The 25,413-nt window shown below is 64.7% G+C and carries 25 protein-coding genes; 6 read left to right on the top strand and 19 right to left on the bottom strand.

Features of this window, described 5'->3' with window-relative positions; all coding sequences use genetic code 11:
* Positions 1–27 precede the first annotated feature (27 nt).
* The 6 genes from MLB1_RS16775 to MLB1_RS16750 form a co-directional block, all read right to left on the bottom strand.
* The gene (locus tag MLB1_RS16775; protein ID WP_180750983.1) at positions 28–414 is read right to left on the bottom strand and encodes a sterol carrier family protein; all 387 of its coding nucleotides are present in this window, start codon (positions 412–414) and stop codon (positions 28–30) included.
* 53 nt (positions 415–467) lie between these two features.
* A complete protein-coding gene (locus MLB1_RS16770) occupies positions 468–1,079 on the bottom strand; it encodes a hypothetical protein (protein ID WP_180750982.1) in 612 nt (203 codons plus the stop codon).
* 61 nt (positions 1,080–1,140) lie between these two features.
* On the bottom strand, positions 1,141–1,782 hold the full coding sequence (locus MLB1_RS16765) for a CPBP family intramembrane glutamic endopeptidase (protein WP_371750638.1): 642 nt from the start codon (positions 1,780–1,782) through the stop codon (positions 1,141–1,143).
* Complete coding sequence (locus MLB1_RS16760) at positions 1,779–3,578, bottom strand: alpha/beta-hydrolase family protein (protein WP_180750981.1); 1,800 nt, start codon at positions 3,576–3,578, stop codon at positions 1,779–1,781. The genes MLB1_RS16765 and MLB1_RS16760 overlap by 4 nt, the downstream gene beginning before the upstream one ends.
* Positions 3,575–5,860 (bottom strand): phosphoribosylformylglycinamidine synthase subunit PurL, encoded by a 2,286-nt coding sequence (purL, locus tag MLB1_RS16755; RefSeq protein WP_180750980.1) that lies wholly within the window; start codon positions 5,858–5,860, stop codon positions 3,575–3,577. Before purL ends, MLB1_RS16760 begins: the two co-directional genes overlap by 4 nt.
* Before the next feature lie 60 nt (positions 5,861–5,920).
* Entirely contained in the window at positions 5,921–6,313 is a 393-nt protein-coding gene (locus MLB1_RS16750; RefSeq protein WP_180750979.1) for a DoxX family protein, read from the bottom strand.
* A gap of 134 nt (positions 6,314–6,447) precedes the next feature.
* On the opposite strand from MLB1_RS16750, the gene MLB1_RS16745 reads away from it, so the two are divergent.
* Positions 6,448–7,266, top strand: a complete 819-nt coding sequence (locus MLB1_RS16745) for a maleylpyruvate isomerase family mycothiol-dependent enzyme (RefSeq protein WP_180750978.1) — start codon at positions 6,448–6,450, stop codon at positions 7,264–7,266.
* Here MLB1_RS16745 and MLB1_RS16740 read toward each other — a convergent pair.
* The gene (locus MLB1_RS16740) at positions 7,256–8,512 is read right to left on the bottom strand and encodes a M18 family aminopeptidase (RefSeq protein ID WP_180751255.1); all 1,257 of its coding nucleotides are present in this window, start codon (positions 8,510–8,512) and stop codon (positions 7,256–7,258) included. The genes MLB1_RS16745 and MLB1_RS16740 overlap by 11 nt on opposite strands.
* Before the next feature lie 42 nt (positions 8,513–8,554).
* On the opposite strand from MLB1_RS16740, the gene MLB1_RS16735 reads away from it, so the two are divergent.
* Positions 8,555–9,562, top strand: a complete 1,008-nt coding sequence (locus MLB1_RS16735; protein ID WP_180750977.1) for a Dyp-type peroxidase — start codon at positions 8,555–8,557, stop codon at positions 9,560–9,562.
* Entirely contained in the window at positions 9,559–10,356 is a 798-nt protein-coding gene (locus tag MLB1_RS16730; RefSeq protein ID WP_180750976.1) for a family 1 encapsulin nanocompartment shell protein, read from the top strand. The genes MLB1_RS16735 and MLB1_RS16730 overlap by 4 nt, the downstream gene beginning before the upstream one ends.
* A gap of 97 nt (positions 10,357–10,453) precedes the next feature.
* Here MLB1_RS16730 and MLB1_RS16725 read toward each other — a convergent pair whose 3' ends face one another.
* The 3 genes from MLB1_RS16725 to purS all read right to left on the bottom strand — a co-directional run bounded on the left by MLB1_RS16725 (position 10,454) and on the right by purS (position 12,217).
* Positions 10,454–11,044, bottom strand: a complete 591-nt coding sequence (locus MLB1_RS16725) for a hypothetical protein (protein ID WP_180750975.1) — start codon at positions 11,042–11,044, stop codon at positions 10,454–10,456.
* A 265-nt stretch (positions 11,045–11,309) separates the two neighbouring features.
* Positions 11,310–11,984 carry a phosphoribosylformylglycinamidine synthase subunit PurQ gene (purQ, locus tag MLB1_RS16720; protein WP_180750974.1) on the bottom strand — a complete coding sequence of 225 codons (675 nt, stop codon included), beginning with the start codon at positions 11,982–11,984 and terminating at the stop codon, positions 11,310–11,312.
* On the bottom strand, positions 11,981–12,217 hold the full coding sequence (gene purS, locus MLB1_RS16715; RefSeq protein ID WP_180750973.1) for a phosphoribosylformylglycinamidine synthase subunit PurS: 237 nt from the start codon (positions 12,215–12,217) through the stop codon (positions 11,981–11,983). The genes purQ and purS overlap by 4 nt, the downstream gene beginning before the upstream one ends.
* 51 nt (positions 12,218–12,268) lie before the next feature.
* Between purS and MLB1_RS16710 the strand changes: the two genes are divergently transcribed.
* The gene (locus MLB1_RS16710; RefSeq protein ID WP_180750972.1) at positions 12,269–12,907 is read left to right on the top strand and encodes an MBL fold metallo-hydrolase; all 639 of its coding nucleotides are present in this window, start codon (positions 12,269–12,271) and stop codon (positions 12,905–12,907) included.
* A 116-nt stretch (positions 12,908–13,023) separates the two neighbouring features.
* Here the strand turns inward: MLB1_RS16710 and MLB1_RS16705 are convergent, their stop codons facing one another.
* From MLB1_RS16705 to MLB1_RS16690, 4 genes are all read right to left on the bottom strand, one after another.
* The gene (locus MLB1_RS16705) at positions 13,024–14,676 is read right to left on the bottom strand and encodes an FAD-binding dehydrogenase (protein ID WP_180750971.1); all 1,653 of its coding nucleotides are present in this window, start codon (positions 14,674–14,676) and stop codon (positions 13,024–13,026) included.
* Between the two features lie 29 nt (positions 14,677–14,705).
* Positions 14,706–15,341: a hypothetical protein gene (locus MLB1_RS16700; RefSeq protein WP_180750970.1), complete on the bottom strand. Its 636-nt coding sequence runs from the start codon at positions 15,339–15,341 to the stop codon at positions 14,706–14,708.
* Positions 15,342–15,358: 17 nt separating this feature from the next.
* A complete protein-coding gene (locus MLB1_RS16695; RefSeq protein WP_180750969.1) occupies positions 15,359–16,063 on the bottom strand; it encodes a DUF2334 domain-containing protein in 705 nt (234 codons plus the stop codon).
* Positions 16,064–16,248: 185 nt separating this feature from the next.
* Entirely contained in the window at positions 16,249–16,749 is a 501-nt protein-coding gene (locus tag MLB1_RS16690; protein WP_180750968.1) for a glutathione peroxidase, read from the bottom strand.
* A gap of 67 nt (positions 16,750–16,816) precedes the next feature.
* Between MLB1_RS16690 and MLB1_RS16685 the strand changes: the two genes are divergently transcribed.
* On the top strand, positions 16,817–18,220 hold the full coding sequence (locus MLB1_RS16685) for a sugar porter family MFS transporter (protein ID WP_180750967.1): 1,404 nt from the start codon (positions 16,817–16,819) through the stop codon (positions 18,218–18,220).
* Here the strand turns inward: MLB1_RS16685 and MLB1_RS16680 are convergent.
* Genes MLB1_RS16680 through MLB1_RS16670 form a run of 3 tightly spaced genes read right to left on the bottom strand, consistent with a single transcriptional unit; the run spans position 18,213 to position 22,058 of the window.
* Positions 18,213–19,034 carry an SDR family oxidoreductase gene (locus tag MLB1_RS16680; protein WP_180750966.1) on the bottom strand — a complete coding sequence of 274 codons (822 nt, stop codon included), beginning with the start codon at positions 19,032–19,034 and terminating at the stop codon, positions 18,213–18,215. The two genes, MLB1_RS16685 and MLB1_RS16680, sit on opposite strands and share 8 nt — an antisense overlap.
* Positions 19,027–21,168 (bottom strand): S9 family peptidase, encoded by a 2,142-nt coding sequence (locus MLB1_RS16675; RefSeq protein ID WP_180750965.1) that lies wholly within the window; start codon positions 21,166–21,168, stop codon positions 19,027–19,029. Before MLB1_RS16675 ends, MLB1_RS16680 begins: the two co-directional genes overlap by 8 nt.
* On the bottom strand, positions 21,165–22,058 hold the full coding sequence (locus tag MLB1_RS16670; RefSeq protein WP_180750964.1) for a phosphoribosylaminoimidazolesuccinocarboxamide synthase: 894 nt from the start codon (positions 22,056–22,058) through the stop codon (positions 21,165–21,167). The genes MLB1_RS16675 and MLB1_RS16670 overlap by 4 nt, the downstream gene beginning before the upstream one ends.
* Positions 22,059–22,076: 18 nt before the next feature.
* Between MLB1_RS16670 and MLB1_RS16665 the strand changes: the two genes are divergently transcribed.
* Positions 22,077–22,703: a hypothetical protein gene (locus MLB1_RS16665; protein ID WP_180750963.1), complete on the top strand. Its 627-nt coding sequence runs from the start codon at positions 22,077–22,079 to the stop codon at positions 22,701–22,703.
* Between the two features lie 67 nt (positions 22,704–22,770).
* On the opposite strand, the gene MLB1_RS16660 is transcribed toward MLB1_RS16665, so the two are convergent.
* Both MLB1_RS16660 and purB read right to left on the bottom strand, forming a co-directional pair.
* The gene (locus MLB1_RS16660; protein ID WP_180750962.1) at positions 22,771–23,988 is read right to left on the bottom strand and encodes a cytochrome P450; all 1,218 of its coding nucleotides are present in this window, start codon (positions 23,986–23,988) and stop codon (positions 22,771–22,773) included.
* Between the two features lie 3 nt (positions 23,989–23,991).
* Entirely contained in the window at positions 23,992–25,410 is a 1,419-nt protein-coding gene (gene purB, locus MLB1_RS16655) for an adenylosuccinate lyase (RefSeq protein ID WP_180750961.1), read from the bottom strand.
* Positions 25,411–25,413 lie beyond the last annotated feature (3 nt).

Here is a 25,413-nt window from a genome sequence, read left to right as displayed (position 1 = left end):
CCGAGTGGAATCAGGCGGCGTGCCCCGCTAGGTGACGCGCACCAACGGCAGCCAGTCGGCGATCTCACCGGCCCGGAATCCGGACACGGTGGCCGACCGATCGGCAATGGCCTGATCCAGGGTCAGCAGTCCGGTGGCCATCAGCAGCCAGGCCCGCGGGGTGGTCTCCACGACGTTGGGTGGGGTGCCACGGGTGTGGCGCGGACCCGTGATGCATTGCACCGCAACGAACGGGGGGACCCGCACCTCCACGGAGGCACCGGGTGCGGCGGCGGCGAGCGTCCGGGCAGTGAAACGGACGGCGTCGGCGAGTACCGCACGCTCCGGCTCAGGCACCTGCGGGTTACCCAACCAGTCAGCCACCGCAAGAACGGCCGCCCGGGTCGACGCGGCATCCGGGGCACGAGCTGGCATATCTGCCAGCCTATCTAGGGAGCCGAACCCGGCCGAATGACCGGGCAAAAGAACTACGCCCCGTCGCAGACTCCGGAGTTGCGGATGGTGTTCCCGTAGACGTTGGCCGTGGCGATATTGGCATTGATCACGCCGGATGGCAGCTGCTGCTTCATCTTGTCGCTGATCTGGGTGAACTGGAACCACAGGTGATAGAAGGAGTCGCCGTTGTATAGCGGCGAGTACTGGCTCTGATCGGGGTAATTGGTGATGTAGAGGGTATGCACCCGGGGATCCAGGAATGCGGCCGACTGATCCAGGTTGGCGGTGACCACATTGCCGACGGTGTCCGAACCCGAGGCCGCCCAGACATCGCGGTGATCACGCAGGTAATTCTGGAATCCGAACACCGAGCCCATCAGGGTGTCGTACTGCGCGTTGAACCACTGACAAGAATCCCGCAGCGCCGTGAACTGCTCATCGCTCGCCCGGTTCTGCCACATGTTGTACGGAAACACCGAGTTGTCCGGTGACCAGTCCGAGGGATGCGGGACGAATACGGGCAGCGACGCTCCCTGCCCGGGGTCGGCGCCGGCGGGTCCGGCCAGTGCGACTCCGGCGGCGACCGTCAGTCCTGCCAGCGCGGCACCGGCACGCCGAATACTGCTTCTCCAGTTCGAGGCCATCCGCCGATTATCTACAGCGAGTACCCAGGAGTCCGGGATTCGGGGAAATACCGCACTACATCTACGGTCGGACCGTCTGATCTTGTCCGCGGCCCGACCGCTGCACCATCAGTGCCACCACCGCCCCGACCTCGTTCAGGGCCAAGTGGGCCAATATCGGTGCCGCCACGCTCCCGGAGCGTTCACGTAGCCAACCGAGCAACCAGCCGGATAACCCGGTGACCACCACCGTCACCGGTATGGAGTCTCCCGCGGCCCGCGCGGGCCGGATATGGGCCAGCCCGAACGCCGCCGCCTGCAGAATTCCACCCAGCCGATTCCCGAACACCTCGGACGCCAGCGGCTGCAGCACTCCACGAAACGCGAGCTCCTCCGACCACACCGTGCCCACCGGAATGTGCAACCCCAGCCATGCCGCGGGATGAAGGTCGATGTCCCGCTCCCGCATGGAAGTGCGCACCGGTTTCAGTGCCGGTGAGACACCGATGATGACGGCGAGTACGGACGCGACGAGTCCGCCGAGCCGCACACCCGCGCCGAGTTGGGGTGGGCGTAGGCCCAGCGGGGTATCGGCCGCGGCGGCGAGCGCGGTACTGGCCCCCGCCCCGAGCATTGGCCGCCAACCTTGCGGGAACCGTCCCAGCACCGCCGGCCAGGCCGCCAGCGCGGCGGCCAGGACCAGCACTCCGGCGCGTGAGGTCACGTGTCGGGGCCGTCGAGCGACGCGGTGTCGTCGAGTGCCTTTCGGATCCGTTCGGTGTCCTGCGGGGTCCAGCCCGACGGCGCGGCGATCGCTGCCCACCCGTTGACCGAGGAGACGCCGTAATTGTGGCCGTGCCCGTCGGGCACTCCGACCGCGTTGGCCAGGTCTGCCGCCACCTGCCAGAAGGTGACGATGGGGTACCAACGCATGGCGCTGGGTCGGTCACCCACCGGCGCCTCCTTGAGCCAATCAGGCTCGGTGAACAGCAGATCGGGCGACCACCAGGTCACCGGATCGGACGGATGCTGCACGAAGAGCACCCGCGGGGTCCGCCATTCCTGTTGGGCGAGGGCGTCGATATCGGGGCCTATCGCGAACCGCACGGTGTTCCCGCTGTCGAATACCGGCCGCGCCTCAAGGGTTCCCGGCCACCGCCGCGTGACCAGCGTGCTCCACAGATTGCTGAAATTGGGTGGGCCGGTCCACAGCACCCCGTCGACCCCGGAGGCGCGGATATCGCCCAGAGAGTCGAATGCTCCTTGTCCCGCATACGATCCCAGGCTCTCGCCGTAGATGAGCAGCGTGGGGCGGTGCCCTTCGGGCTGTTGCGCCCAGCGCTTCTGGACGGCGCCGATCAGCAGCTTGCCCGATGCGAGCGCCTTCTCCTTATCGGCCAGGAACGAGATCCAGCTGGGCAGGAAGGAGTACTGGGTCGCCACCATCGCGGTGTCCCCGTTGTACATGAGCTCAATGCCCCGGGCGGCGCTCGGTGTCACCCAGCCGGTGCCGGTGGTCGGGGCGATCACGAGCACCTTACGTTCGAACGCCTTGGTGCGCTCCAGCTCTCGCACCAGAATGTCGACCCGCTCCTCGGCGGTGCCCGCGGTCTCCAATCCCGCGTATACCCGTATGGGCTCCTTGGCTTGGCGGCCGTTCACCTTGGCCAGCTCGTTGGCATGCAAACCGCCGGAGACGAAGTTACGCCCCTCAAATCCCAAGCTTTCCCAGGAGGACAGCGACGCGGGGCTTCCGGAGCGCTCCGGCTGTATGGGCTGCTCGACACCGGCGCGGGTGGTGTCGTTATGCGGGCCGAAGGAGGCATTCGCGGCAGCGAAGAAGCCCCGCACCAGCACACCGTTGAACAGCAGGATGGCCAAGACCACCACAATGGCGGTGCCGATCAACAGCGATACCTCACGGCTGAGGTACAGACGGCGGATGAGGAAACGGGCCAGTAGTCGCACCAGGTCGCGCAGTACCCGGGAGATCGAAATAATCAGTGCGCCAAAGGCAATCGAGACCACGAAGGCCTTGGAGTACTCGAGAGTGGATGGGCCCTGTGTTTCCATGAGGGCGGCGATCTCACGTTGCCAGCGTGCCGCGGGCACGATCATCGCCAGGGAGCATGCGCCCGACACCACCACCACCCCGAGCTTGGCGGTCACCATCACCCGATCACGCAGGGGCCACCACCGCTGGTTGCGTAGCCAGAAGCGCAGCACCAGCTTGGAGAGAACCACACCGATGCCATAGCCGATGGCGGCGGTGCAACCGCCGATCAGCCCCTGGAAAAGCCAGGTGCGCGGCATCAGCGACGGGGTGAGCGAAAGGCAGAAGAACAAGGCACCAAAGGCAATTCCACAGAAATCCAGCCGCAGCAGATTCCACGCCCAGGCCACCAAGGGGTGCCGGTTCACGTGCTCTTCAAGCTCCTGGAATGCCAGCCAGCTGCGACCGATCCAGTCATCGGGATCGACGGTGCTCGTGGTGACCGGTACTCCAGGAGTCTCGCTCATCCGAACAGCCTGGGCAGCACGCCTTCGTGAACCTCTCGTAACTCGGCGAGCGTGATGGAGAACTGACCTTGCACCTCAATGGAATCCGAACCCTGATCGACGACACCGATCCGCACGGCGGGGAGCTGCCGCGCCTCGCACATCGACAGGAACCGGCTCTCCTCGGTGCGCGGAATGGCCACCAGCACCCGCCCGGCCGACTCGGAGAAGAGGAAGGCAAACGGATCGGCACCCTCGGGAAGCAGGATGCGGCAACCGGTTTCACCGGCCAGTGCGGACTCCAGAGCGGCCTGGATCAGGCCGCCTTCGGACAGGTCGTGAGCGGCGGAGATCAGCCCATCGCGGGATGCCGCGGTGAGCACCTGGGCCAGCAGCTGCTCCCGAGCGAGGTCGACCTTCGGCGGTGTGCCGCCCAGGTGATCGTGTGCCACCTGCGCCCAGATGGAGCCGTCGAACTCGTCGGCAGTATCGCCCAGCAGGATCAGCGTCTCACCGAGTTCGGTTCCAAATCCCGTTGGGATGCGCCGATTTACGTCATCCAGCACACCGAGGATCCCTACGACGGGTGTGGGCAGGATCGGAGTGGTACCGGTCTGGTTGTAGAAGCTGACATTGCCTCCGGTCACCGGGATACCTAGCGTCACACAGCCGTCCGCGAGGCCGCGGACGGCTTCGGAGAACTGCCACATGACACCGGGGTCCTCCGGGGAGCCGAAGTTCAGGCAGTTGGTCACCGCGACCGGGGTGGCCCCGGAGGCCGCCACATTGCGGTAGGCCTCGGCAAGTGCCAGCTGGGCGCCCGTGTACGGATCGAGCACGGTGTAGCGGCCGGAAGCGTCGGTGGCCAAGGCGATTCCGCGGCCGGTCTGCTCGTCGATCCGAATGACGCCCGAGTCGGCGTGTTCGGCCAGCACGGTGTTACCGCGGACGTACCGGTCGTACTGCTCGGTGATGAAGGCGCGGCTACACAGATGCGGGCTGCCGATCATGTCCAGCAGCGTCTGCCGCAGCTCGTCACCGGTGGACGGACGCGCCAAACCGGCTGTGGTGTCCGCGATCAACGCATCCTGGGTGTCGGGCCGGGCCACCGGACGCTGATACACGGGGCCCTCGTGAGCGACGGTGCGCGGCGGCACATCGACGACGGTGTCGCCGTGCCAGGTGATCCGCAGCCGGTCGCCATCGGTGACCTCACCGATGACAGTGGCGAGCACGTCCCACTTGCGGCACACCGCCATGAACGCGTCGACGTTATCGGGCGTCACCACGGCGCACATGCGTTCCTGCGACTCGCTGGACAGCACCTCCGCGGGGGTCATCCCGGTGGCACGCAGCGGCACCTTCTCCAGATCGATGTGCATGCCGCCGTCGCCGGCCGAGGCAAGTTCCGATGTGGCGCAGGATAATCCGGCGCCACCGAGGTCCTGGATGCCGACCACCAGATGCGCCGCATAAAGCTCCAGGCAGCACTCGATGAGCACTTTCTCGGTGAACGGGTCGCCAACCTGCACGCTGGGCAGCTTCTTACGCGAGGCGCCTTCGGTCTCGTCGCCGCCGAAGGTCTCCGAGGCCAGCACCGACACGCCGCCGATACCGTCGAGCCCGGTGCGCGCGCCGAACAGGATGATTTTGTTACCGGTACCGGAGGCGAAGGCCAGATGCAGGTCTTCCTTGCGCAGCACCCCGGCACAGAGCGCATTCACCAACGGGTTACCGGCATACGAGGCGTCGAATACCGTCTCGCCACCGATATTCGGCAGCCCCAGCGAGTTTCCATAACCGCCGATACCGCGCACCACGCCATCGAAGACACGGCGGGTATCGGGGGCGTCGGCGGCTCCGAAACGCAGTTGGTCCATGACGGCGATCGGCCGGGCACCCATGGCCATGATGTCGCGGACGATGCCGCCAACACCCGTTGCGGCGCCCTGATAGGGCTCGACGTACGACGGGTGATTATGCGATTCGACCTTGAAGGTGACCGCCCAACCGTCACCGATGTCCACCACCCCGGCGTTCTCCCCGATACCGGCGAGCATCGCCGAGCGCATCTCCTCGGTGGTGGTCTCCCCGAAGTAGCGCAGGTGCACCTTGGAGGACTTGTACGAGCAGTGCTCGCTCCACATCACCGAGTACATAGCCAACTCGGCATCGGTGGGGCGGCGGCCGAGGATCTCCCGGATGCGCGCGTACTCGTCGTCCTTGAGCCCTAGTTCAGCGAAGGGCTGCGGGTGATCGGGGGTGGCTGTTGCGTTATCGACCGTGTCAACCCGTGAAGTCACCAGCAGATTCTAACGTCGAACCCGGACCGAGCTCCGCCGGCAGTTCAAGACCTGCCCGCGCTAGCCGATCAGCACCTTCAGTAGTTCGCGCCGGCGCAGGATCATCGCCGCCCAGATCAGCAGTCCGAAACCGATCGCGAACACGACGGGGAACCACAGCTCCTCATGCATGTCGATCGTGACCGCACCGCCCAGGTAGGCCGTCAACCCCACGGCGCCGAGCACCGATGTGCGCGGAATGGCCCAGGCGATGGTGCATGCCAGCAGCACCCAACCGATGAGTGCCGTTTGGTACGCCGGGAAGCCCAGCTGCTCAGTGGCCTTTTGCGCCCATTCCACGCCGAAGATCTTGGGCAGGGCATCAAAGAGCAGGAACAGCAGGATGATGCCGCTCAGCGCGATACCGATCTTCTCCGGCGCGGTTTTTTCACTGAACGTCGATGTGACGGACATGAGATTCCTTTCTCGAAATCCCCGATGGAACAACTGTAGGGAGACAGACCGACAGAATCCGAGAAATTCATCGCGCGGCGGTCGACAGCACCCAATTCGAGACCTGCCCACGCCGGCTCTCGTAGGCTCGGGCCATGACCGTCACGATCGTCGCCAAGGAACCCGTCGTCGCCGCGCTGGCCGCCGAGTGGACCGCGCTGGACGAGCTGGGCGCCTCACTGACAGACGAACAGTGGGCCGCACCGTCAGTGCTTCCAGGATGGGCCGTCAAGGACGTCATCGCGCATGTGGTGAGCACCGAACGCCTGCTCTCGGGCGACCCGATCCCCAGCACCGAGGAGGCCGTGGCCGGTCTTCCGCACGTGCACAATCCCGTCGGTGTCCTCAACGAACGGTGGCTCACCTACTACCGCAAGCTGCCGCCGGCTGCGGTGCTGAACGACCTGCGTACCGTGACCAGTGCGCGCCTGGCCCTCCTTGAGGGCCTGTCCCAGGAGCAGTTCAACGCCGAGACTGTGACGCCCGTGGGCCAGGAGAGTTATGGCCGATTCATGCAGATCCGCGACTTCGATTGTTGGATGCACGAATTGGATGTCCGCGACAGTCTCGGGCTGGCCGCTCCGGCCGACCCGGTGCCGGCAGCGCCCGCGCTCACCGAGCTGATCAACGCGCTGCCGTTCCTCGTCGGGAAACGGGCGGGTGCACCCCAGGGCAGCCGGATCCGCTTCGTGCTCAACGGAATCGGCGCGCAGAATGTCAACATCGAGATTCCGGATCGCGCGCGTATCGTGGCTCAGTTCTCGGAGCCCCCGCATGTGACGCTCACGGCGGACACCTGTGAGTTCGCCCGCCACCTCGGCGGGCGGGCCAGTGCGAACCGCAACGGATTCACGCTCGACGGCGACCCGGATCTGGGCTGGAAGATCGTTGCTAATCTGCGCTTCACGATGTAGCCGGCAACTCCAGAAACGCTTGCAGCGCATCGGCGTACATCGGCACGTCATGCGCGCCCATCAGCTCACGCACCGAGTGCATGGCCAACGTGGCCGCGCCCACGTCGACCGTGACCATGCCGGTGTGTGATGCCGCGAACGGACCGATGGTGGAACCGCACTGCATATCGGCTCGATGTTCGTACCGCTGGAATGGAACCTCGGCCCGCTCGCATGCCATGGCGAAGGCCGCCGCCCCCCGCCCGTCGGTGGCGTACCGGACATTCGGATGAATCTTGATCACCGGTCCGGCGTTGACGGCAATGTGGTGGCCCGGTTCATGACGGTCCGGATAGTTGGGATGGGTGGCATGTGCCATATCGGCCGAGACCATCAACGACGCGGCCGCACACCGTAGGAAATCCTCCCGGGTGCCGTTGCTGGACAGCACGATTCGTTCTAGCACCGTCGACAGGAGATCGGAGTGCGCGCCATGTCCGGACACCGAACCGATCTCCTCATGGTCGAAAAGCGCCAATACCGCCGTCGACGTCGATTCCGCGGCCAGGAAGGCCTCCACACCGGCATAGCAGCTGGCCTGGTTGTCCAAACGCGGGGCGCTGATCAGGCTCTGGTCCGGGCCGATCAGCGCGGCCGGAGTGAGGTCGTGTGCCATCAGGTCGCGTCCAAGCACATCGGCCGCGGCGACCCCCAGCTGCTCGGCGATGAACTCGTCGAAGCTGTGCTTACCGCTCCACACCGAGTTCATATGCCACTGCGGGTCGATCACCCATTTCTTGCGCTCCTCCGCACTGACCATATGGATCGCCAGGTTGGGCACCCGCAGGATCGGCTGCTGGATACGAATCAATGTGGACCGCAACGTATCTCCGTCACGCACCAGCACCCGCCCGGACAGCCCTAGATCGCGGTCCAGCCAGGTCTGCACCCAGGCGCCGCCATAGGGTTCCAAGGCGACCATGGGCCAACCCGCTTGCACGCGGTCAGCACTGGCCTTCACCCGAAGATTCGGGCTGTCGGTGTGGGCACCGATCACCCGGAAGGCATCGGAGTCACCGCCACGCCAGGCCACGATCGAACCCGATCGCACCGTGAAGTAGTCGCCCGAATGCCCCGGCCAACGGTTCGCCTCGAAGAGCTCGGTGAAGCCCTCCTGGCGGAGACGCTGCGCCACCGTCTCCACGGCGTGGAACGGCGACGGCGAGGCGTCGATGAATTGGCACAGTCCTGCGGCGGTCGCGGTCACCCTTCCCATGATGGCTGACCGCATCCGGTCTAGGGTCGGAGAGTGCCCGATCCCGCGCCGCAACCGGTCCTGGAACCGCTGTCCTCATCGGCCATCTTCCTTGTGGTGACAGTCGATGATGGCGCGGAACAGGCAGTTCACGACGCTCTACCCAATCTGTCCGGCCTGGCGAAGGCCATCGGGTTCCGTGACCCGGCACGTGGGTTGTCGCTGGTCACAGCGATCGGATCGGATGCCTGGGACCGACTCTTCGCCGGGCCACGACCCGCGCAGCTGTGGCCGTTTCCGGAAGTGCGAGGTGGGCGACATACTGCCCCGTCCACACCCGGTGACCTGCTGTTTCACCTTCGAGCCACGACCTTGGACCGCTGTTTCGAACTGGCGGGGCGCATCACCGCGGCATTGGCGGGTGCGATCACCGTGGTGGACGAGGTGCGCGGGTTTCAGTACTTCGACAACCGGGACCTGCTCGGTTTCGTAGACGGCACCGAGAATCCCGACGGCGACGAAGCCGCCTCGGCCGCCCTTGTCGGTGCCGAGGACCCGGATTTCGCCGCAGGCAGCTACGTGCACGTGCAGAAGTATCTGCACGATATGGCCGCCTGGAGCGCCCTGACCGTGGACGAGCAGGAGAAGGTGATCGGGCGCACCAAACTCGATGACATCGAATTCGACGACGCCGTGAAACCGTCGAATTCTCATGTGGCACTGAACGTCATCGAAGACGAGGAGGGCAACGAACTGCAGATCCTGCGGCGCAACATGCCCTTCGGAGAGCTCGGTAAGTCCGAGTTCGGGACGTACTACATCGCCTACTCGCGAACCCCGGATGTCACGGAACGCATGCTGCGCAACATGTTTGTCGGGGATCCGCCGGGGAACACCGACCGCATCCTGGACTTCTCGACCGCGGTCACCGGTGGGCTGTTCTTCGCGCCGTCCGCCGACTTCCTCGATGCTCCCCCGCCGCTGCCCACTCAGGTAGCCGCGAAATCCACTGAATACCACGGGTCCCTATCCATCGGCAGCCTGAAAGGAACGTCGGCATGAACAACCTGTATCGCGAACTCGCACCCATCACGGACGAGGCGTGGGCGGAGATCGAAACCGAGGCCAGCCGTACCTTTAAACGCCATATCGCCGGACGCCGGGTGGTTGACGTCAGCGAGCCGGGCGGTCCCTCTAGCGCGGCCGTGAGCACCGGACACCTACTCGACGTGGCGGCACCCGCCGACGGCGTGCAAGCGCACCTGCGGGAAAGCAAACCGCTTGTGCGGCTGCGAGTCCCCTTCACCATCAGTCGGTCCGCCATCGACGATGTGGAGCGCGGCTCTCAGGACTCCGACTGGGACCCGGTCAAGGAGGCTGCCAAAAAGCTGGCGTTCGCCGAGGACCGGGCGATCTTCGAGGGCTATCCCGCCGCCTCGATCGTCGGTATCCGCGAATCCAGCTCCAATCCCGAGCTCAAGCTGCCCGACGATGTCCGCCAGTATCCCGACGTCGTCGCGCAAGCACTCTCGGAGCTGCGGCTGGCGGGTGTTGACGGCCCGTACTCGGTGCTGTTGTCGGCTGAGGAGTACACGAAGGTCAGCGAGGCCTCCGATCGCGGGTACCCGATCCGCGAGCACCTTCGCCGGTTGGTCACCGGGGAGATCCTCTGGGCGCCGGCGATCGACGGCGCACTCGTGCTGAGCTGCCGCGGCGGCGACTTCGATCTGCAGCTGGGCACCGATGTCACCATCGGCTACCTGTCCCATGACGCAGACAGCGTGCAGCTCTACCTGCAGGAGACCCTGACATTCCTGAGCTACACCGCCGAGGCGTCGGTCGCGCTACTGCCCTAGGCGAGCCCGGGCTCTAAACACACTCATGTGTGCCCACCTTTGAGCGACAAAGCAATTCGTTATCTTGCTTGTCGCTCAAAGGTGGGCAACGAGAAGATCAAACGGCCTGGAGTTTCCCGATCGCCGAGTGCACCACCTGGTCAAGCCTCGCCCGCCCCTCACCCGCATCCCACGCGAACGATCGCACTACAACGAGCAGCCCACGAACCCGGACCCACGTCACCAGCTGCCCTGGAATCTCCTGGTCCATGTCGGCCGGCCGCATCAGCGCCGTGACCGACGGATACGGCCCGGTGTTCGGGCCGGGCGCGGACGAAACCTGCACCGACGCGGTGCCCGTCTCCAGGGTGTTGAACCCCTGCGCGGGCACGATGGACTTGGCCCAGGCGATCATGTCGACCCCGGGGTTCTCTTTGCCGTAAAGAACATCGACCGATTCCGTACAACGCGACAACGCTTGCAAACGAACCAGAAAGTTAACCTTGGCACCATTCGCGTCACCAGCCTGGTGACACAACTGGTCACCACTACTGGTTGCGCCGGCGAGATCGTCCTTCTCCACCTTCCAGTCTGCGGGAATGGCGTCGTCAGGAAGCAGCAACATCAATTGTGAGCTCGGCTTGTCCGCCAAACTGCCGTCCGCCCTCGCCGGGCTCGCGAACCCGATAACCGCAATCACAATCGACATGGCCGCCGCCATACCTCGCCTTTTACGCCTGACTGACCACCCCATGAACATGCTCCTCCCTAAGTTGGTGGGAGCATAGCTGGGAGATCGGCAAACTGCATAACAGCTGAGGCCTTGATGCTCAAACCAGCTGAATTCGGCTTTGCTTTCCACTATCGAAGAGCCAACCAACATGGCCGGGGGCGGTGATACCCCACCGCCAGATAAGGCTAGAGCATGCGGCCGACATGCCGAATCGGCAGCAAATGCCTACTGGAGGCGCAGCTCAAGCGGTAAGCACGGCGTCGAGCGCCGAGTAGAAAATGCCGAGCCCATCATCGCTGGGGCCGGTGAGTGCCTCGGTGGCGTGCTCCGGATGCGGCATCAACCCGACCACGCGACCGTTGGCCGACGCGATCCCGGCGATATCGCGCATCGAGCCGTTGGGATTCTCGCGGTAGCGGAAGACCACCCGTCCCTCACCCTCCAGCTCGTCGAGCACCTCCTCCGAGGCGACGTAACGGCCCTCGCCGGACTTGAGCGGCACCAGGATGTCGGCACCCTGCTCGTAGCGGGAGGACCAGGCGGTGTGGTTGGCGTCGACACCCAGCCACACATCGCGGCACACGAAGTGCAGACCGGCATTGCGGGTCAGCGCCCCCGGCAGCAGCCCCGCCTCGCACAGCACTTGGAAACCATTGCAAATACCCAGGATTGGCAGACCCTTCGCGGCGGCTTCGACCACCGAGCGCATCACGGGGGCAAGACTTGCGATGGCCCCGGCGCGCAGGTAGTCGCCGTAGGAGAAGCCGCCGGGCACAATCACCGCGTCGACGGACTTCAGATCGACGTCGGCATGCCATAGCGAAATGGCCTCGGCGCCGGAGAGTCGCACCGCGCGGGCGGCGTCGACATCGTCGAGGGTTCCCGGGAAGGTGATGACCCCGATACGTGCGCTCATGACTCGCGAACTACTTCCCAATCCTCGATGACCGTGTTCGCGAGCAGCGCCTCGGCGATCGACTCCAGCGCGTCATCGGACAGATCGCCGTCGACTTGGATTTCAAAGCGCTTGCCCTGACGGACGTCCGCCACACCGGCATAGCCAAGGCGGGCGAGTGCACCCACGATCGCTTGTCCCTGCGGGTCCAGGATCTCGGGTTTCGGCATGACGTTTACGACGACTCGGGCCACGGGCTGACTTTACCGTGTGGGACGGGCCACATCCCGCCTAGACTCCCCTTCATGCGGCTGACCCACTTCGGGCATTCGTGCCTGCTGGCTGATTTTGGCGGCACCACTCTGCTGTTCGATCCCGGCAACTTCTCGCACGGATTCGAGGGCATCACCGGTCTGTCGGCCATCCTGATCACCCATCAGCATCCCGACCACGTGGATCTGGAGCGGCTACCCGCGCTGGTCGACGCCAACCCCGGGGCGGCGCTCTACGCCGATCCGATGACCGCGGCGCAGCTGGGCGAGCCATGGCAGGCAGTGCACGCCGGCGACCGGTTCACCGTCGCGGAACTGAGTGTGCGCGGGGTGGGAGGCCAGCATGCGGTCATCCATCCTGAGATCCCGCTCATCGATAACACCTCGTATCTGATCGGCGACGGTGACCATCCGGCACGGCTCATGCATCCCGGCGATGCGCTCTTCGCGCCCGGCGAGGATGTCGACGTGCTGGCGCTGCCGGCGGCAGCGCCGTGGATGAAGGTGTCCGAGGCGATCGAGTACCTGCGCGCGGTGAACCCGGCCCGGGCGGTGCCCATTCACCAGGGCATCCTGCAAGAGGCCGCATACCCGTTCTTCTACACGCGATTTCGCGAGATGTCCGACGCCGAATTCCAGGTGCTACCCCACGAGGACGCGGTCACCTTCTAGGACTGCTAGGCCTTCCAGGCCTTCTTGGCGCCGACACGCCGTCTCGTGGCGAACATGTGCGATACGAACCCTGCGCAACGCGGCGTGTCGACGGGCTAGGGGCTAGGGGCTAGGGGCTAGCCGATGTCCTCGGCCGCACCGCGGCCCGCGGCCCGTCCACTGAAGATGCAACCACCCAGGAAGGTGCCCTCCAATGCGCGATACCCGTGCACGCCGCCGCCACCGAACCCGGCGACCTCGCCGGCCGCGTACAGCCCCTCAAAGCAGCTGCCATCGGCGCGCAGAACGCGCGAGTCGAGATCGGTTTCCAAGCCGCCCAAGGTCTTTCGCGTAAGAATGTGCAGCTTCACGGCGATGAGCGGACCCGCCTTGGGATCGGTGAGCCGATGCGGGGCCACCACCCTGGTGAACCTGTCGGCGAGATACGCGCGTGCGGCACGAATGGCGGCGATCTGCGGATCCTTGCCGTACGGGTTGGCCACCTCCCGATCGCGGGCCGTCACCTGCTGGGCGATCATCGCGTAGTCCACAGGGGTGACGTCCGGGAGTGCGTTCATCTTGGCGACGAGGTCCGGCAAGTTCGTGGCGGAGACGAAATCGACGCCCTTGTCGATGAACGCCTGCACCGGCGCCGCCGGTCCCGCCTTACCGCGCCGCAGCACCCCACGCACATCCTTGCCCGTGAGGTCGGGATTCTGCTCCTGCCCCGACAGCGCGAACTCCTTGGCGATGATCCGCGCATTCAGGATGAACCACGAGTAGTCGTGCCCATTGCGGCAGATGTGTTCCAGCGTGCCAAGGGTGTCAAATCCGGGAAACAGCGGCGCAGGTATGCGAGATCCGTTGGCGTCCAACCAGAGCGATGAGGGCCCGGGCAGGATACGGATTCCATGCCCCGGCCAGATCGGGTCGTAGTTGGTGATGCCTTCGGTGTAATGCCACATCCGGTCGCGGTTGATCAGGTGAGCGCCTGCAGCGACCGAAATCCCGAGCATGCGGCCGTCGACATGGGCCGGTACGCCGGTCAACAGCTGGGACGGAACACGTCCCAAGCGCTCGGGCCAGTTTGCGCGTACCAGGTCGTGGTTGCCACCGATGCCGCCACTGGTCACGATGACGGCTTGCGCGCGGAATTCGAACTCTCCCACTGCTGTTCGCGAGGAGGCAATACCACGCGCGACGGTTGACGGCTCCAGCAAAGTGCCGCGGACGCCGGCGGCGGTGCTGTTTTCGACGATTAGCTCATCGACCTGATGCCGGTAGGCGATGCGCACCTGGCCACGGTCGACCGCGGCGAGCACGCGTCTGGCGAAGATCTCCACCAGACCGGGACCGGTGCCCCAGGTGATATGGAATCTCGGCACCGAGTTACCCGGCCCCAACGCATCCTTGCCACCGCGCTCCGCCCAGGCCACCAGGGGAAATGTCTGTAAACCCCTGGCACGCAACCAACTTCGCTTCTCTCCCGCCGCGAAGTCGACGTACGCGTGCGCCCACTGGCGCGGCCAGTGGTCCTCCGGACGGTCAAATCCAGCGGTGCCGAGCCAGTCCTGCAGGGCCAGCTCGTGGGAATCCTTGATCCCCAAGCGGCGCTGTTCGGGGCTGTTGACGAAGAACAGACCACCGAACGACCAATAGGCCTGCCCGCCGAGGTTGGCGGCATTCTCCTGATCGACGATGATGACGTTTTTGCCGCGGTCCACCAATTCACAGGTCGCCACCAAACCGGCCAAGCCTGCGCCTACAACGATGGCGTCGGTATCAGTCACCGGTTCACCGTAGCGGGGTCATACTGCGATTAAAAGGTCCAACTTCCTTGCGGTGAAAGCACAAAGCCATGTCCCCAAGCATCGAGGTAGCCCATCCGGCACGCCGTCATCCCGGCGTCGCCGACCGCACAGAACATGTAGTCACCCTCGAACAAATTGACCCTGAGCGTTGACTTCGGTGGCAGCGGCCGGAACGTTCCCGACGGTTCGGGGCCTTTCTTGGGGTCGAAGAACTTGCCGGGCGCACCGTTGGACGCCGCAACCGCGCGCGCCCAATCAGGTGTACCGGGCATCGATCCCCAGCACTCGACAATCCCAGGTGGGCCGCCGCGGCCGCTGTTCCATCCCTTCATCTGACAACGCAGGCCGTCCGGTGTGGAGAAGCGGTAGTAGCCACCGTCGGCGAATGCCTTGAGATCCCCGTATTCGTAGCCCGTCATCCCACGTTCGCGGAAGCCGGTGAGATCGGGAAAGTTCGGGAAGACCTCGGTGGTCGAAGTCCCTTGCGGCAGGGTCGGCGAAAGCGCAGCCGTCGTCGACGTAGTGGCGGATGGCTGTTGGGCCACCGGCGAGGGCGCCGTGCATCCGGCCAGAAAGACCACCAGCGCGATTGCGCCCGACACCCGGATCGACATCAGTATGGCAATCCCCCGTGCGTGACGCATGGAGCAAACTGTACCGACTAGGCCACGCTGTGTAATACCTGTTTGGGCAACCACTCATAGATGCCCGGCGCCGAACCGTGCAGCAGCGACAGATCAATGGCATCGATCATGGCCTGCCGCGGACCGGGCTTACGAAGGTGCTTGGCCGAGATCGCCACCCGCACCACGCCGTCACGACGGGCGGTCCGTGCGGCCGACAGGACCAGCATTCGACACCACCACGGCTCGGACAGGAATCCCTCGCCGATACCCAGAACTCGCGCCCGCACCGACGTGCCGCTCACCAGATCGGTGATCTCCGAGAGCCCGATGTTCATACGGAAACCATTGCGCGGCAACATCTCAACGGCTCCCGATGACGCGGTCCAACCGGGCGCCGCAAAGAGTCGCGTACGCAACCCGGTCTGCTCCATCACGCGGTCGGCGGCCATCAGACGCAGGTTGGCCTCATGCGCGGGCAACGCGGCGAACTCGTCGCGACGCTTCTTGGTCGCAGCCTGGTCGTACCCGTGCAGCACGATGGCGTCACCCCGCGACCGGCGCGCAGCCAACCAGTCGACCGTCGGCTGGTCCTCCACCAGGCGGTACTTGCCCTTCAAACGGGGAGACACGAGGAACGACAGCGGAATCGACCGCTTGTCCATTTCCTCAGTGAATACAGCGATCTCGTCGAGAGTGCGGTCGCATATTCCCGATACCGATACCAGCAGCTGTCCTGCCATGCCGCCAGTGTGGCAACTTCAGATGTACGCAAGGTGTCAGACACCCCGCATCGAAAAGAACGCTCAAGCATCAGCCCAAAGTGCCCGCCTCGGAGCGACAATGCGCAATCCAGAAAGCCCAGACCAAGATTGTCGCTCGTAGCCGGGCACTACGAACGGCGCCCGAATCCGTCGCCGCTCGACCGCTACCCCAGCTCCTTCTCAATAGCCGCGATCACCTCGGCGGCATCCGGCACCGTCGTCGGCCGGAATCGGTTAACCGGCCGGAAAGATCCAGCACCATCCCGCGCAATCAAGAACTTCTCGAAGTTCCACTGCACATCCCCCGCAGTGCCCTCGGCATCCACGGTCTTGGTGAGCTCGGCGTACAGCGGATGCCGACTCTCCCCGTTGACATCGGTCTTCTCCAGCAGCGGAAACGTCACCCCATAGGTAGTGGAGCAGAACGTCTGGATCTCCTCTGCCGTCCCCGGCTCCTGACCCATGAACTGATTACAGGGCACTCCGAGCACCGTGAGGCCACGTTCGGAGTAGTCGCCGGCTAGCTTCTCCAAAGCCGCGTACTGCGGCGTGAGACCGCATTTCGACGCAACGTTGACAACCAGAATGGCGTTATCGCCGAAATCTGCGAGTGACAGCTCTGAGCCATCGAGTGCGGTCAACGGGATAGAGGCGAGATCGGTCATGCTCATCACGTTACCGGTATTGCGATGGTTGACTGTTTGCACATTACGCAACGTTGCGGGAGGTCATATGAGCGAGGAGAACGAATTCTCCTCTGGCCGCAGTGCCCTGCGGATCGCGTCGGTGGCGGCGCTGGGCGGACTGCTCTTCGGGTACGACAGCGCGGTCATCAACGGTGCTGTACAGGCGATCCAGGACGAGTTCGCGATCCGGGACGCGGAGCTGGGATTCGCGGTCGCCTCCGCGCTCCTCGGGGCCGCTCTCGGTGCCATGACGGCCGGACGCGTCGCCGACAGGATCGGGCGGGTGGCGGTCATGAAGATCGCCGCCGCCCTGTTTCTGCTGAGCGCGATCGGAGCCGGACTATCGCCGAATATCGAGTTGCTCGTCACCTTTCGCGTGATCGGCGGAGTGGGGGTGGGCGTCGCTTCACTTATCGCACCGGCCTACATCGCGGAAACCTCCCCGTCGAACATCCGCGGCCGGTTGGGTTCGCTACAGCAATTGGCAATTGTCACCGGAATCTTCTTGTCCCTCACCATCGATTGGCTGCTGGCACACCTGGCGGGTGGTTCCCGTAGCGAGCTGTGGCTGGGACTGCCCGCATGGCGCTGGATGTTTCTCATGATGGCGGTACCAGCGCTGGTCTACGGCGCGCTGGCGTACACCATCCCGGAGTCACCTCGTTATCTCGTTGCCACGCACCGGATACCCGAGGCCCGCACGGTGTTGACGAGGCTGCTCGGAGAGAAGAACCTGGACATCACGATCACCCGAATCCAGGAGACGCTCGATCAGAGCACCGCGCCCTCATGGCGCGATCTGCGCAAGCCCGCCGGCGGTTTGTACGGCATCGTGTGGATTGGTGTGGCGCTGGCTGTGTTCCAGCAGTTCGTCGGCATCAACGTGATCTTCTATTACTCGAATGTGCTGTGGCAGGCCGTCGGGTTCGGCGAGAGCTCGTCCTTCACCATCACCGTCATCACCTCGATCACGAATATCGCGACCACGCTGATCGCGATCGCGTTGATCGACCGGGTGGGCCGGAAACCGTTGTTGCTCATCGGTTCGGCAGGTATGGCTGCGACCCTGGGCACCATGGCGATCGTCTTCAGTTCGGCCGCCGTCACGGACGGCAAGCCACACCTGGGACCCATAGCCGGACCCGTTGCCCTGATCGCCGCGAACCTGTTTGTCGTCGCATTCGGAATGTCCTGGGGTCCGGTGGTCTGGGTGCTGCTCGGTGAGATCTTCCCCAACCGGATCCGCGCGGCGGCCATGGGAGTGGCTACTGCGGGGAACTGGGCCGCGAACTGGCTTGTCACCGTGACCTTCCCCGCGCTGCGTGACGCACTGGGAATCGCCTACGGGTTCTACGCGATCTGCGCGGTGTTGTCCTTGGTGTTCGTGGCGCGCTGGGTGAAGGAGACCAAGGGCATGAGCCTCGAGGATATGGATTCGGTCATCAGCTGAACAGCTGGCCTGACCGTGCGGCGGCGACAACTCCCCCGTCCACCAACAGATCGGTGCCGGTGACATAGGACGACTCGGGGCCAAGCAGGAATGCGGACGCGGCAGCGATATCGTCGGATGTGCCGATCCGTCCGGAGGCCGAGCCGTCGATCATGGCCTTCGTGATGGCACCGGTCTCCGAGGCGAGTTCCTGATGCCCCATCTTGGTGGACACCACCCCGGGACTGATCGAGTTGATGCGAGCTCCCCGCACGCCCCACCGCCGGGCAACAGCCCTAACGCGAATATGGTTGGCGCGCTTGGAGAACTGATACGCGACCGCGGGGTACTCGATGCTCTGCACGTAGGGCAGCACAAGTAGATCCTCAGCGGGGGTGGTGGCGAGCTCTTGTTCCTGCTCGGCGGTGAGCTCCAGGGGCATGTGTCCGGCCATGCTGGCGATCACCACGCCCGCACCGCCGGAGGCGACGACCTTGCCGAACTCCTCCAACACCAACGCCACACCCACCAGATCGACGGCCAAAATAGCCTGCGTCGGTGCCTGCGCGGGCGAGAGGCCGGCGGTGTGCGCCACCTGGGTGACCCGCCCGAGCGCTGCGGCGGACTCAGCGAGCCCAGCGACCGAATCGCGCGAGGAAACGTCGACCCGCTGACCGATGACGTTGTGCCCGTCGGCCTTTAGCTCATCGACGACCGTCTGCAGCGCCTCCTCGTTATAGTCGGCGATCAGGAGCGTCTTACCGATGCCCTGGCGACGGGCGATGACCTTGCCCATTCCGCCGATGCCGGTGACAACGACGACCTCATCAGACATCCGACTTCTCCCCTTCTGCGCCGAGGACATCAAGGATCCAAGCGAGCTGGAATGCACTTTCCTTCCAGCGCTCGTAACGCCCACTGATACCGCCGTGGCCTGCCGTCATCTCGGTGCGCATCAGGATGGGGCGATCGCCGGTAGTGGTATGCCGCAGCTCGGCCACCCATTTGGCAGGTTCGACGTACAGCACCCGCGAGTCGTGCAGTGAGGTCATCGCAAGAATGGTCGGGTACTCGGTGGCACGAATGTTCTCGTACGGCGAGTAGGACTTGATGTAGTCGTAGACATCCTTGTCTTCCAACGGATTTCCCCACTCATCCCACTCGGTGACGGTGAGCGGCAGCGTCGGGTCGCAGATGGTGGTGACGGGGTCGACGAAGGGCACCTGTGCCAGCACTCCGGCGAACAGCTCGGGCGCCAGATTCACCGCGGCACCTACCAGCAGGCCGCCCGCACTGCCTCCCCAAGCGGCGAGCCGGTCCGGTAACGCAACCCCGGCCTTGATGAGATGCCTTGCCGCCGCGACGAAGTCGGTGAAGCTGTGCTTCTTGTACAGCATCTTGCCGTCCTCGTACCAGAGACGGCCCATCTCACCGCCCCCGCGCACATGGGCGATGACGAACACCAGGCCCCTGTCCAGCAGCGAGAGTCGGCCGATGCTGAACTGCGGGTCCTCACACATCTCGTACGCGCCGTACCCGTACAGAAGAGTCGGTGCCGGCTCACGAGTATCTCTGCGGTGGACCACCGACAGCGGTATCCGGGTGCCGTCCTCGGCGACCGCCCACTCCCGCCGCTCCACGTAGTCCTCGCGGCAATAGCCGCCGAGCACCGGTTGCTCCTTGAGGAGCGTGCGTTTCCCGGTGCGAACGTCGAGGTCGTAGACCCGAGTCGGTGTAATGAAGGAGGTACAACCCACGCGCAGCAGCGGCGAATTCCATTCGGGGTTGTCGCCCAGCCCGGACAGCATCAGTTCCGAATCGAACACGACCTCCTGCGGTGCGCCGTATCCATCGCCACTGATCGGCCATACTTGGATGCGCGGCAAGGCTTCTCGCCGATATCCGATCACGAACCGCTCCGCGAACGCCTCCACGCCATCCAGGCGCACATCATCACGATGAGCGATCAGGGTGCGTGCGAGTGCGGGGTCGGCGGGCCCATCGGCAACCGCGGCGACCGGCAGATCGGCGAGCGCGAAGTTCACGGCGCCGTCGTTGTGGAGGATAAGGAGTCGATCCTCATCACCCACCACTATGTGATCGACGGTGTATTCGATACCGGTGCGACGCAGCCAGACTGGCGTGAAGGTCGCGGCGGGATCGTCGGCGTCGCCGATCAGGATCTCCGAGGTCACCGAGGAGTGCACGCTGATGGCGACAAAGCGGTCGCTGCGGGTGCGGCCGACCCCGATCCAGAAACGCTCGTCCGGCTCGGAGAACACCTCGACTGGTTCCTCGCCGCTACCCAGCGTGTACCGGCGAATGGCGTAGGGGCGGAACGCCTCGTCGATCACGGGGTAGTACAACGTCCGGCTGTCCATCGCCCACGTCGCTCCCGCTCCGATATCGGCGATTTCGTCCGGGTACATCTCACCGGTACGCAGGTCCTTGAACCGCAGCGTGTACATCTCGTGACCGACGACGTCGACCGAGTACGCCAACGTGTTCCCGTCGGGGCTGACGGTGGCGGCGCCGAGGGAGAAGAAATCGTGCCCCTCCGCTTCCGCGTTCCCGTCGAGCAGGATCTGTTCCCCCGGAACGTCATGATCCAGTGTCGGCGGCGTCCAGCTTTCCCTCCCCGAGGATTCGCCTATCGGACAACGACAATGAACGCCATATTGCTTCCCCTCGAAGCTGCGGGCGTAGTACCACCACTGCCCCATCCTGGTGGGAATCGAAAGATCGGTCTCCTTGGTGCGCGACTTGATCTCGCCGAAGATGGTGCTACGCAGCCCTTCCAAGTGCCCGAGCTGGTCATCGACGTAAGCGTTCTCGGCTTCCAGGTGTTCGATGACAGCCGGACTTTCCTTCTCACGCATCCATTCGTATGAGTCAACGAAGGTATCCCCGTGGTACTCACGCTGGGTGTCGATGCGGTTCGCGGTGGGCGGGCGTACGGGCCCGCTCACGCCGACGGACCGATCCAATCAGCGAACCGAAGGCCCGAAATACGTTCGTATGCCTCGATGTAACGTTCCCGCGTGGCCACGGCCACCGCGTCCGGCAGAGGCGGCGGCGGGGTGTCCGTCGCGCGATCCCATCCCGATTCAGGCCCGGTGAGCCAGTTGCGCACGAACTGCTTGTCAAAGCTGTCCTGCACCACCCCGGCCCGATAGTTGGCGGCATTCCAGTAGCGGGACGAATCCGGGGTGAACACCTCGTCGGCCAGCACTAGCGTGCCCGCGCCATCGACTCCGAACTCGAACTTGGTGTCGGCCAGGATGATTCCTTTCTGAAGGGCGTGAGCCGCGGCCCGCGTGTAGACATTGATGGTCTCGTCGCGCAGTTGGTTGGCGCGCACCGTGCCGACCAGATCCACCACCGTGGCGAAGTCGACATTCATATCGTGCTCTCCGATATCGGCCTTCGTCGCCGGTGTGAACAACGGCGGATCCAAACGGCTGGCCTCACCAAGCCCCTGCGGCAACGCGTGACCACACACCGCGCCGGTGCGCTGGTAGTCCAGCAGCCCGGATCCGGTGAGGTATCCGCGGGCCACACATTCCACCGGAAGCATGTCGAGCCGGCGCACCAGCAGAGCCCGGCCCAGCACCTCTTCCGGGATACGCGGATCGTCAGGCGGCCCGGCCAGGTGGTTCGGCGTCCCCAACAGCCCGAAGAAGAACACGCTCATCGCGGTGAGGATGCGCCCCTTGTCCGGTATCGGCGTATCCAAGATGAAATCGAAGGCGGAAATCCGGTCAGTGGCGACGAACAGCAGGTGTTCGTCGTCGACTCGGTACAGCTCACGGACCTTTCCGCTGGCCACATGCCGGTAATCGGACAGCAAAGGACGCATCGTGCCATCCTACGATTCATGCGATTCCTGCCCTACTCCACCCGACCGGGACGGTTGCTCACCCAGCTGTTCAGCGATGTAGCGGTGGCAATCTGGACCACAATCTGGGTATTTGTCGGGCTTGCTGTGCACGGCGCCGTCTCGGCGATCGCCGAGGTGGGCCGTCAGGTGAAGGACGGCGCCGACGGCATCTCGGACAACCTGAACTCCGCGGGCGATAGCGCACACAAGATTCCGTTGGTGGGCGACAAAGTGGGTGGTCCGCTGCGCGCAGCCAGTGAGGCGGCCGGGGATCTGGCCGGTGCCGGCCACAACCTGGACACCACCGCGACCTGGCTGGCAGTTGTACTGGCGATCGCCGTCGCCGCACCACCCATCCTGGCCTTCGCAGGGCCGTGGATCTTTCTGCGGATCAGATTCTTTCGCCGCAAGCTGATCGCGGTGCAGCTCGCTGCTACCCCCACCGGTGAACAGCTGCTGGCCCTGCGGGCGCTGGCCAACCGGCCGCTGAACAAGCTGACAGTCGTGACTGCCGATCCGGTGGCGGCCTGGCGCGCCCAGGACACCGCATCGATACGCGGCCTGGCCGCCGTCGAATTGAAGGCGGCCGGTATCGGTCCGCCGAAGACCTGGCGCACCACCTAGCGTCGACACGCCCGCTTATGGCGTGAACATGCGATACGAACCCGCCACCAGGCGGCGTGTCGGCGGGTTAGGAAGCGGCGACCACCAGGTGCCGGATACCGGTATGCCGGTTACTGCGCGTCCACTCCACCGGCTCGGCCAGCTGCACGGACGCGAAACGCGGCAGCAGCTCCTCGAACACCACGCGCAGCTCCAGACGCGCGAGATGCGCACCCAGACAAAAATGCACACCCTGCCCAAAACCCAAGTGCGGATTGGGTTTGCGCGCGATATCAAACACGTCCGGCCGGTCGAACACCAGCGCATCCCGATTGGCCGACCCCTCCCAGACCACCACCTTCTGTCCCGGAGAGATGCGCCGTCCGCCCAACGTGACATCGACGGTTGCGGTCCTGCGCTTGGACGGTGACGGCGAGGTCCAGCGCAGCATCTCCTCGATTGCCGACGGCAGCTGCCCCAGATCCGCACGCAGCGAACGGAATTGATCAGGATGCTCAAGTAGGGCCAGCAGTCCACCGGCAATGGCATTGCGCGTCGTCTCGGCACCCGCACTGAACAGCAGGTAGAAGAACAGGTACAACTCCGCATCCGACAGCGAGGGCGCCTCCGGGTCGTCGACCGTCGCATTGGCCACCACCGACAACATGTCATCGGACGGCTCGGCACGCTTACGGGCAACCAACTCCGAACCATACTGGTACATGCCAGAATTCGGGTCGCCAAGGGAGCTGGTAACTTGCGAGCGGCGTGACTTGCCGAAATCGAAACTGGGCTCTACGGCTTCGAATAACCAGTGCCGATCCGACTCCGGCACCCCCAGCAGAATGCAGATCATCTGCATGGGCAGCTCAGCGGCGATATCGACCAGGAAGTCACACGGTACCGACGGTTCCACCGCATCCAGAAGTGCCCGACACCGCACCCGCAAGTCATCCTCAACACGCTGGATCATGCGCGGGGTCAGACCGGAGCTCACCAGCTTGCGAATCTGACGATGCCGCGGATCGTCCATCATGTTGAGCACCTGTCCGGCGATCGGCAGATCCTGCAGCAGGGTACCGCCGTACGGGCGATCACCTCCGGTCACCGACGAATACGTCACCGGATCGCGCAGCACCTCAAAGGTTTCCGCGTACGTTGCCACCGACCAGAAACCCTCATTATCGGGGGTGTTCTCGGTGGGTTCATGCCAGTACACCGGCGCCTCGCGCCGATGCCTCGCGAACAGGGCATGGGGGAATCCGCCGGCGAAGTTGTCCAGGTCGGTCAGGTCCACCCCATCCATGAACTACAGGATGGCACCCGGGCTGTACGCGGCGGCATCGGGGTAAGCGTCGACAAGCGCCGAGACAGCAGCCACCACCCGATCGACCTGATCGGCGGCGGCCCCAGTGAACGAGGCCCGGTCGGCCAGCGCCGCCTCGAGTGTCGAGGCATCAAGCGGCAGCCGCGGATCATCCGCCAGCAGGCCCAAAAGGTCTGGCTCGGCGCCCTTTTCACGCATGGCCAACGCCGTCGCGACGGCGTGCTCCTTGATGACCTCGTGGGCCTCCTCACGACCCACCCCGGCTCGCACCGCGGCCATCAACACCTTGGTGGTCGCCAGGAACGGCAGGTAGCGACGCAGCTCCCGGTCGATCACCGCCGGATACGCACCGAACTCGTCGAGCACGGTCAAGAAGGTCTCGATCATCCCGTCGACGGCGAAGAACGCGTCGGGCAGGGCGACACGGCGCACCACCGAACAGAATACGTCGCCTTCATTCCATTGCGCCCCAGCCAGTTCCGCGGCCATGGAGCCGTACCCGCGCAGCACCACCTGCAGGCCGTTGACGCGTTCGCAGCTGCGGGTGTTCATTTTGTGAGGCATCGCCGAGCTGCCCACCTGTCCGGGGGCGAAGCCCTCGGTGACCAGCTCATGCCCCGCCATCAGGCGGATGGTGTGCGCCAGCGAGGACGGTCCGGCGCCAAGCTGCACTAACGCGGACACCACATCGTGGTCCAACGAGCGTGGATACACCTGGCCGACGCTCGTCAGGGTGTTGGAGAATCCGAGGAATCCCGCAACCCGCTCTTCCAGTTCCGCCAGTTTGTCGGTATCGCCATCGAGCAGGTCGAGCATGTCCTGCCCTGTGCCCATCGGGCCCTTGATACCCCGTAGCGGATACCGGTCGAGAAGCTCACGCAGCCGGGTCAGCGCGAGCAGCGTCTCGTCGGCCGCCGACGCAAACCGCTTACCCAATGTGGTTGCCTGCGCGGCGACATTGTGACTGCGCCCGGCCATCACCACATCGCGATACTCGACGGCGTGACGCGCGAGCCGCGCGACCACCGCGACGCCATGTGCGTGCACGTACTCCAGCGACCGCCGGATCTGCAGCTGCTCGACGTTCTCGGTGAGATCGCGGCTCGTCATGCCCTTGTGGATGTGCTCGTGTCCGGCGAGTGCGCTGAACTCCTCGATGCGTGCCTTTACATCGTGACGGGTGACACGCTCACGAGCGGCGATCGAATCCAGGTCGACATCCTCGACAACTCGCTCATAGTCCTCGATGACACCGTCTGGAACGTCGATGCCGAGATCGCGTTGGGCGCGCAGTACCGCGATCCACAACTGGCGCTCCAGCACCACCTTTGACCGTGGCGACCACAACTGCACCATTGCGTCGCTCGCGTACCGGGATGCCAGAACGTTAGGGATTTGCACGAC

Source organism: Mycobacteroides sp. LB1 (genome assembly GCF_013449725.1).
Lineage (GTDB): Bacteria > Actinomycetota > Actinomycetes > Mycobacteriales > Mycobacteriaceae > Mycobacterium.
The sequence above is the reverse complement of the archived record's forward strand: the minus strand, read 5'-3'. Positions and strand labels throughout refer to the sequence as shown.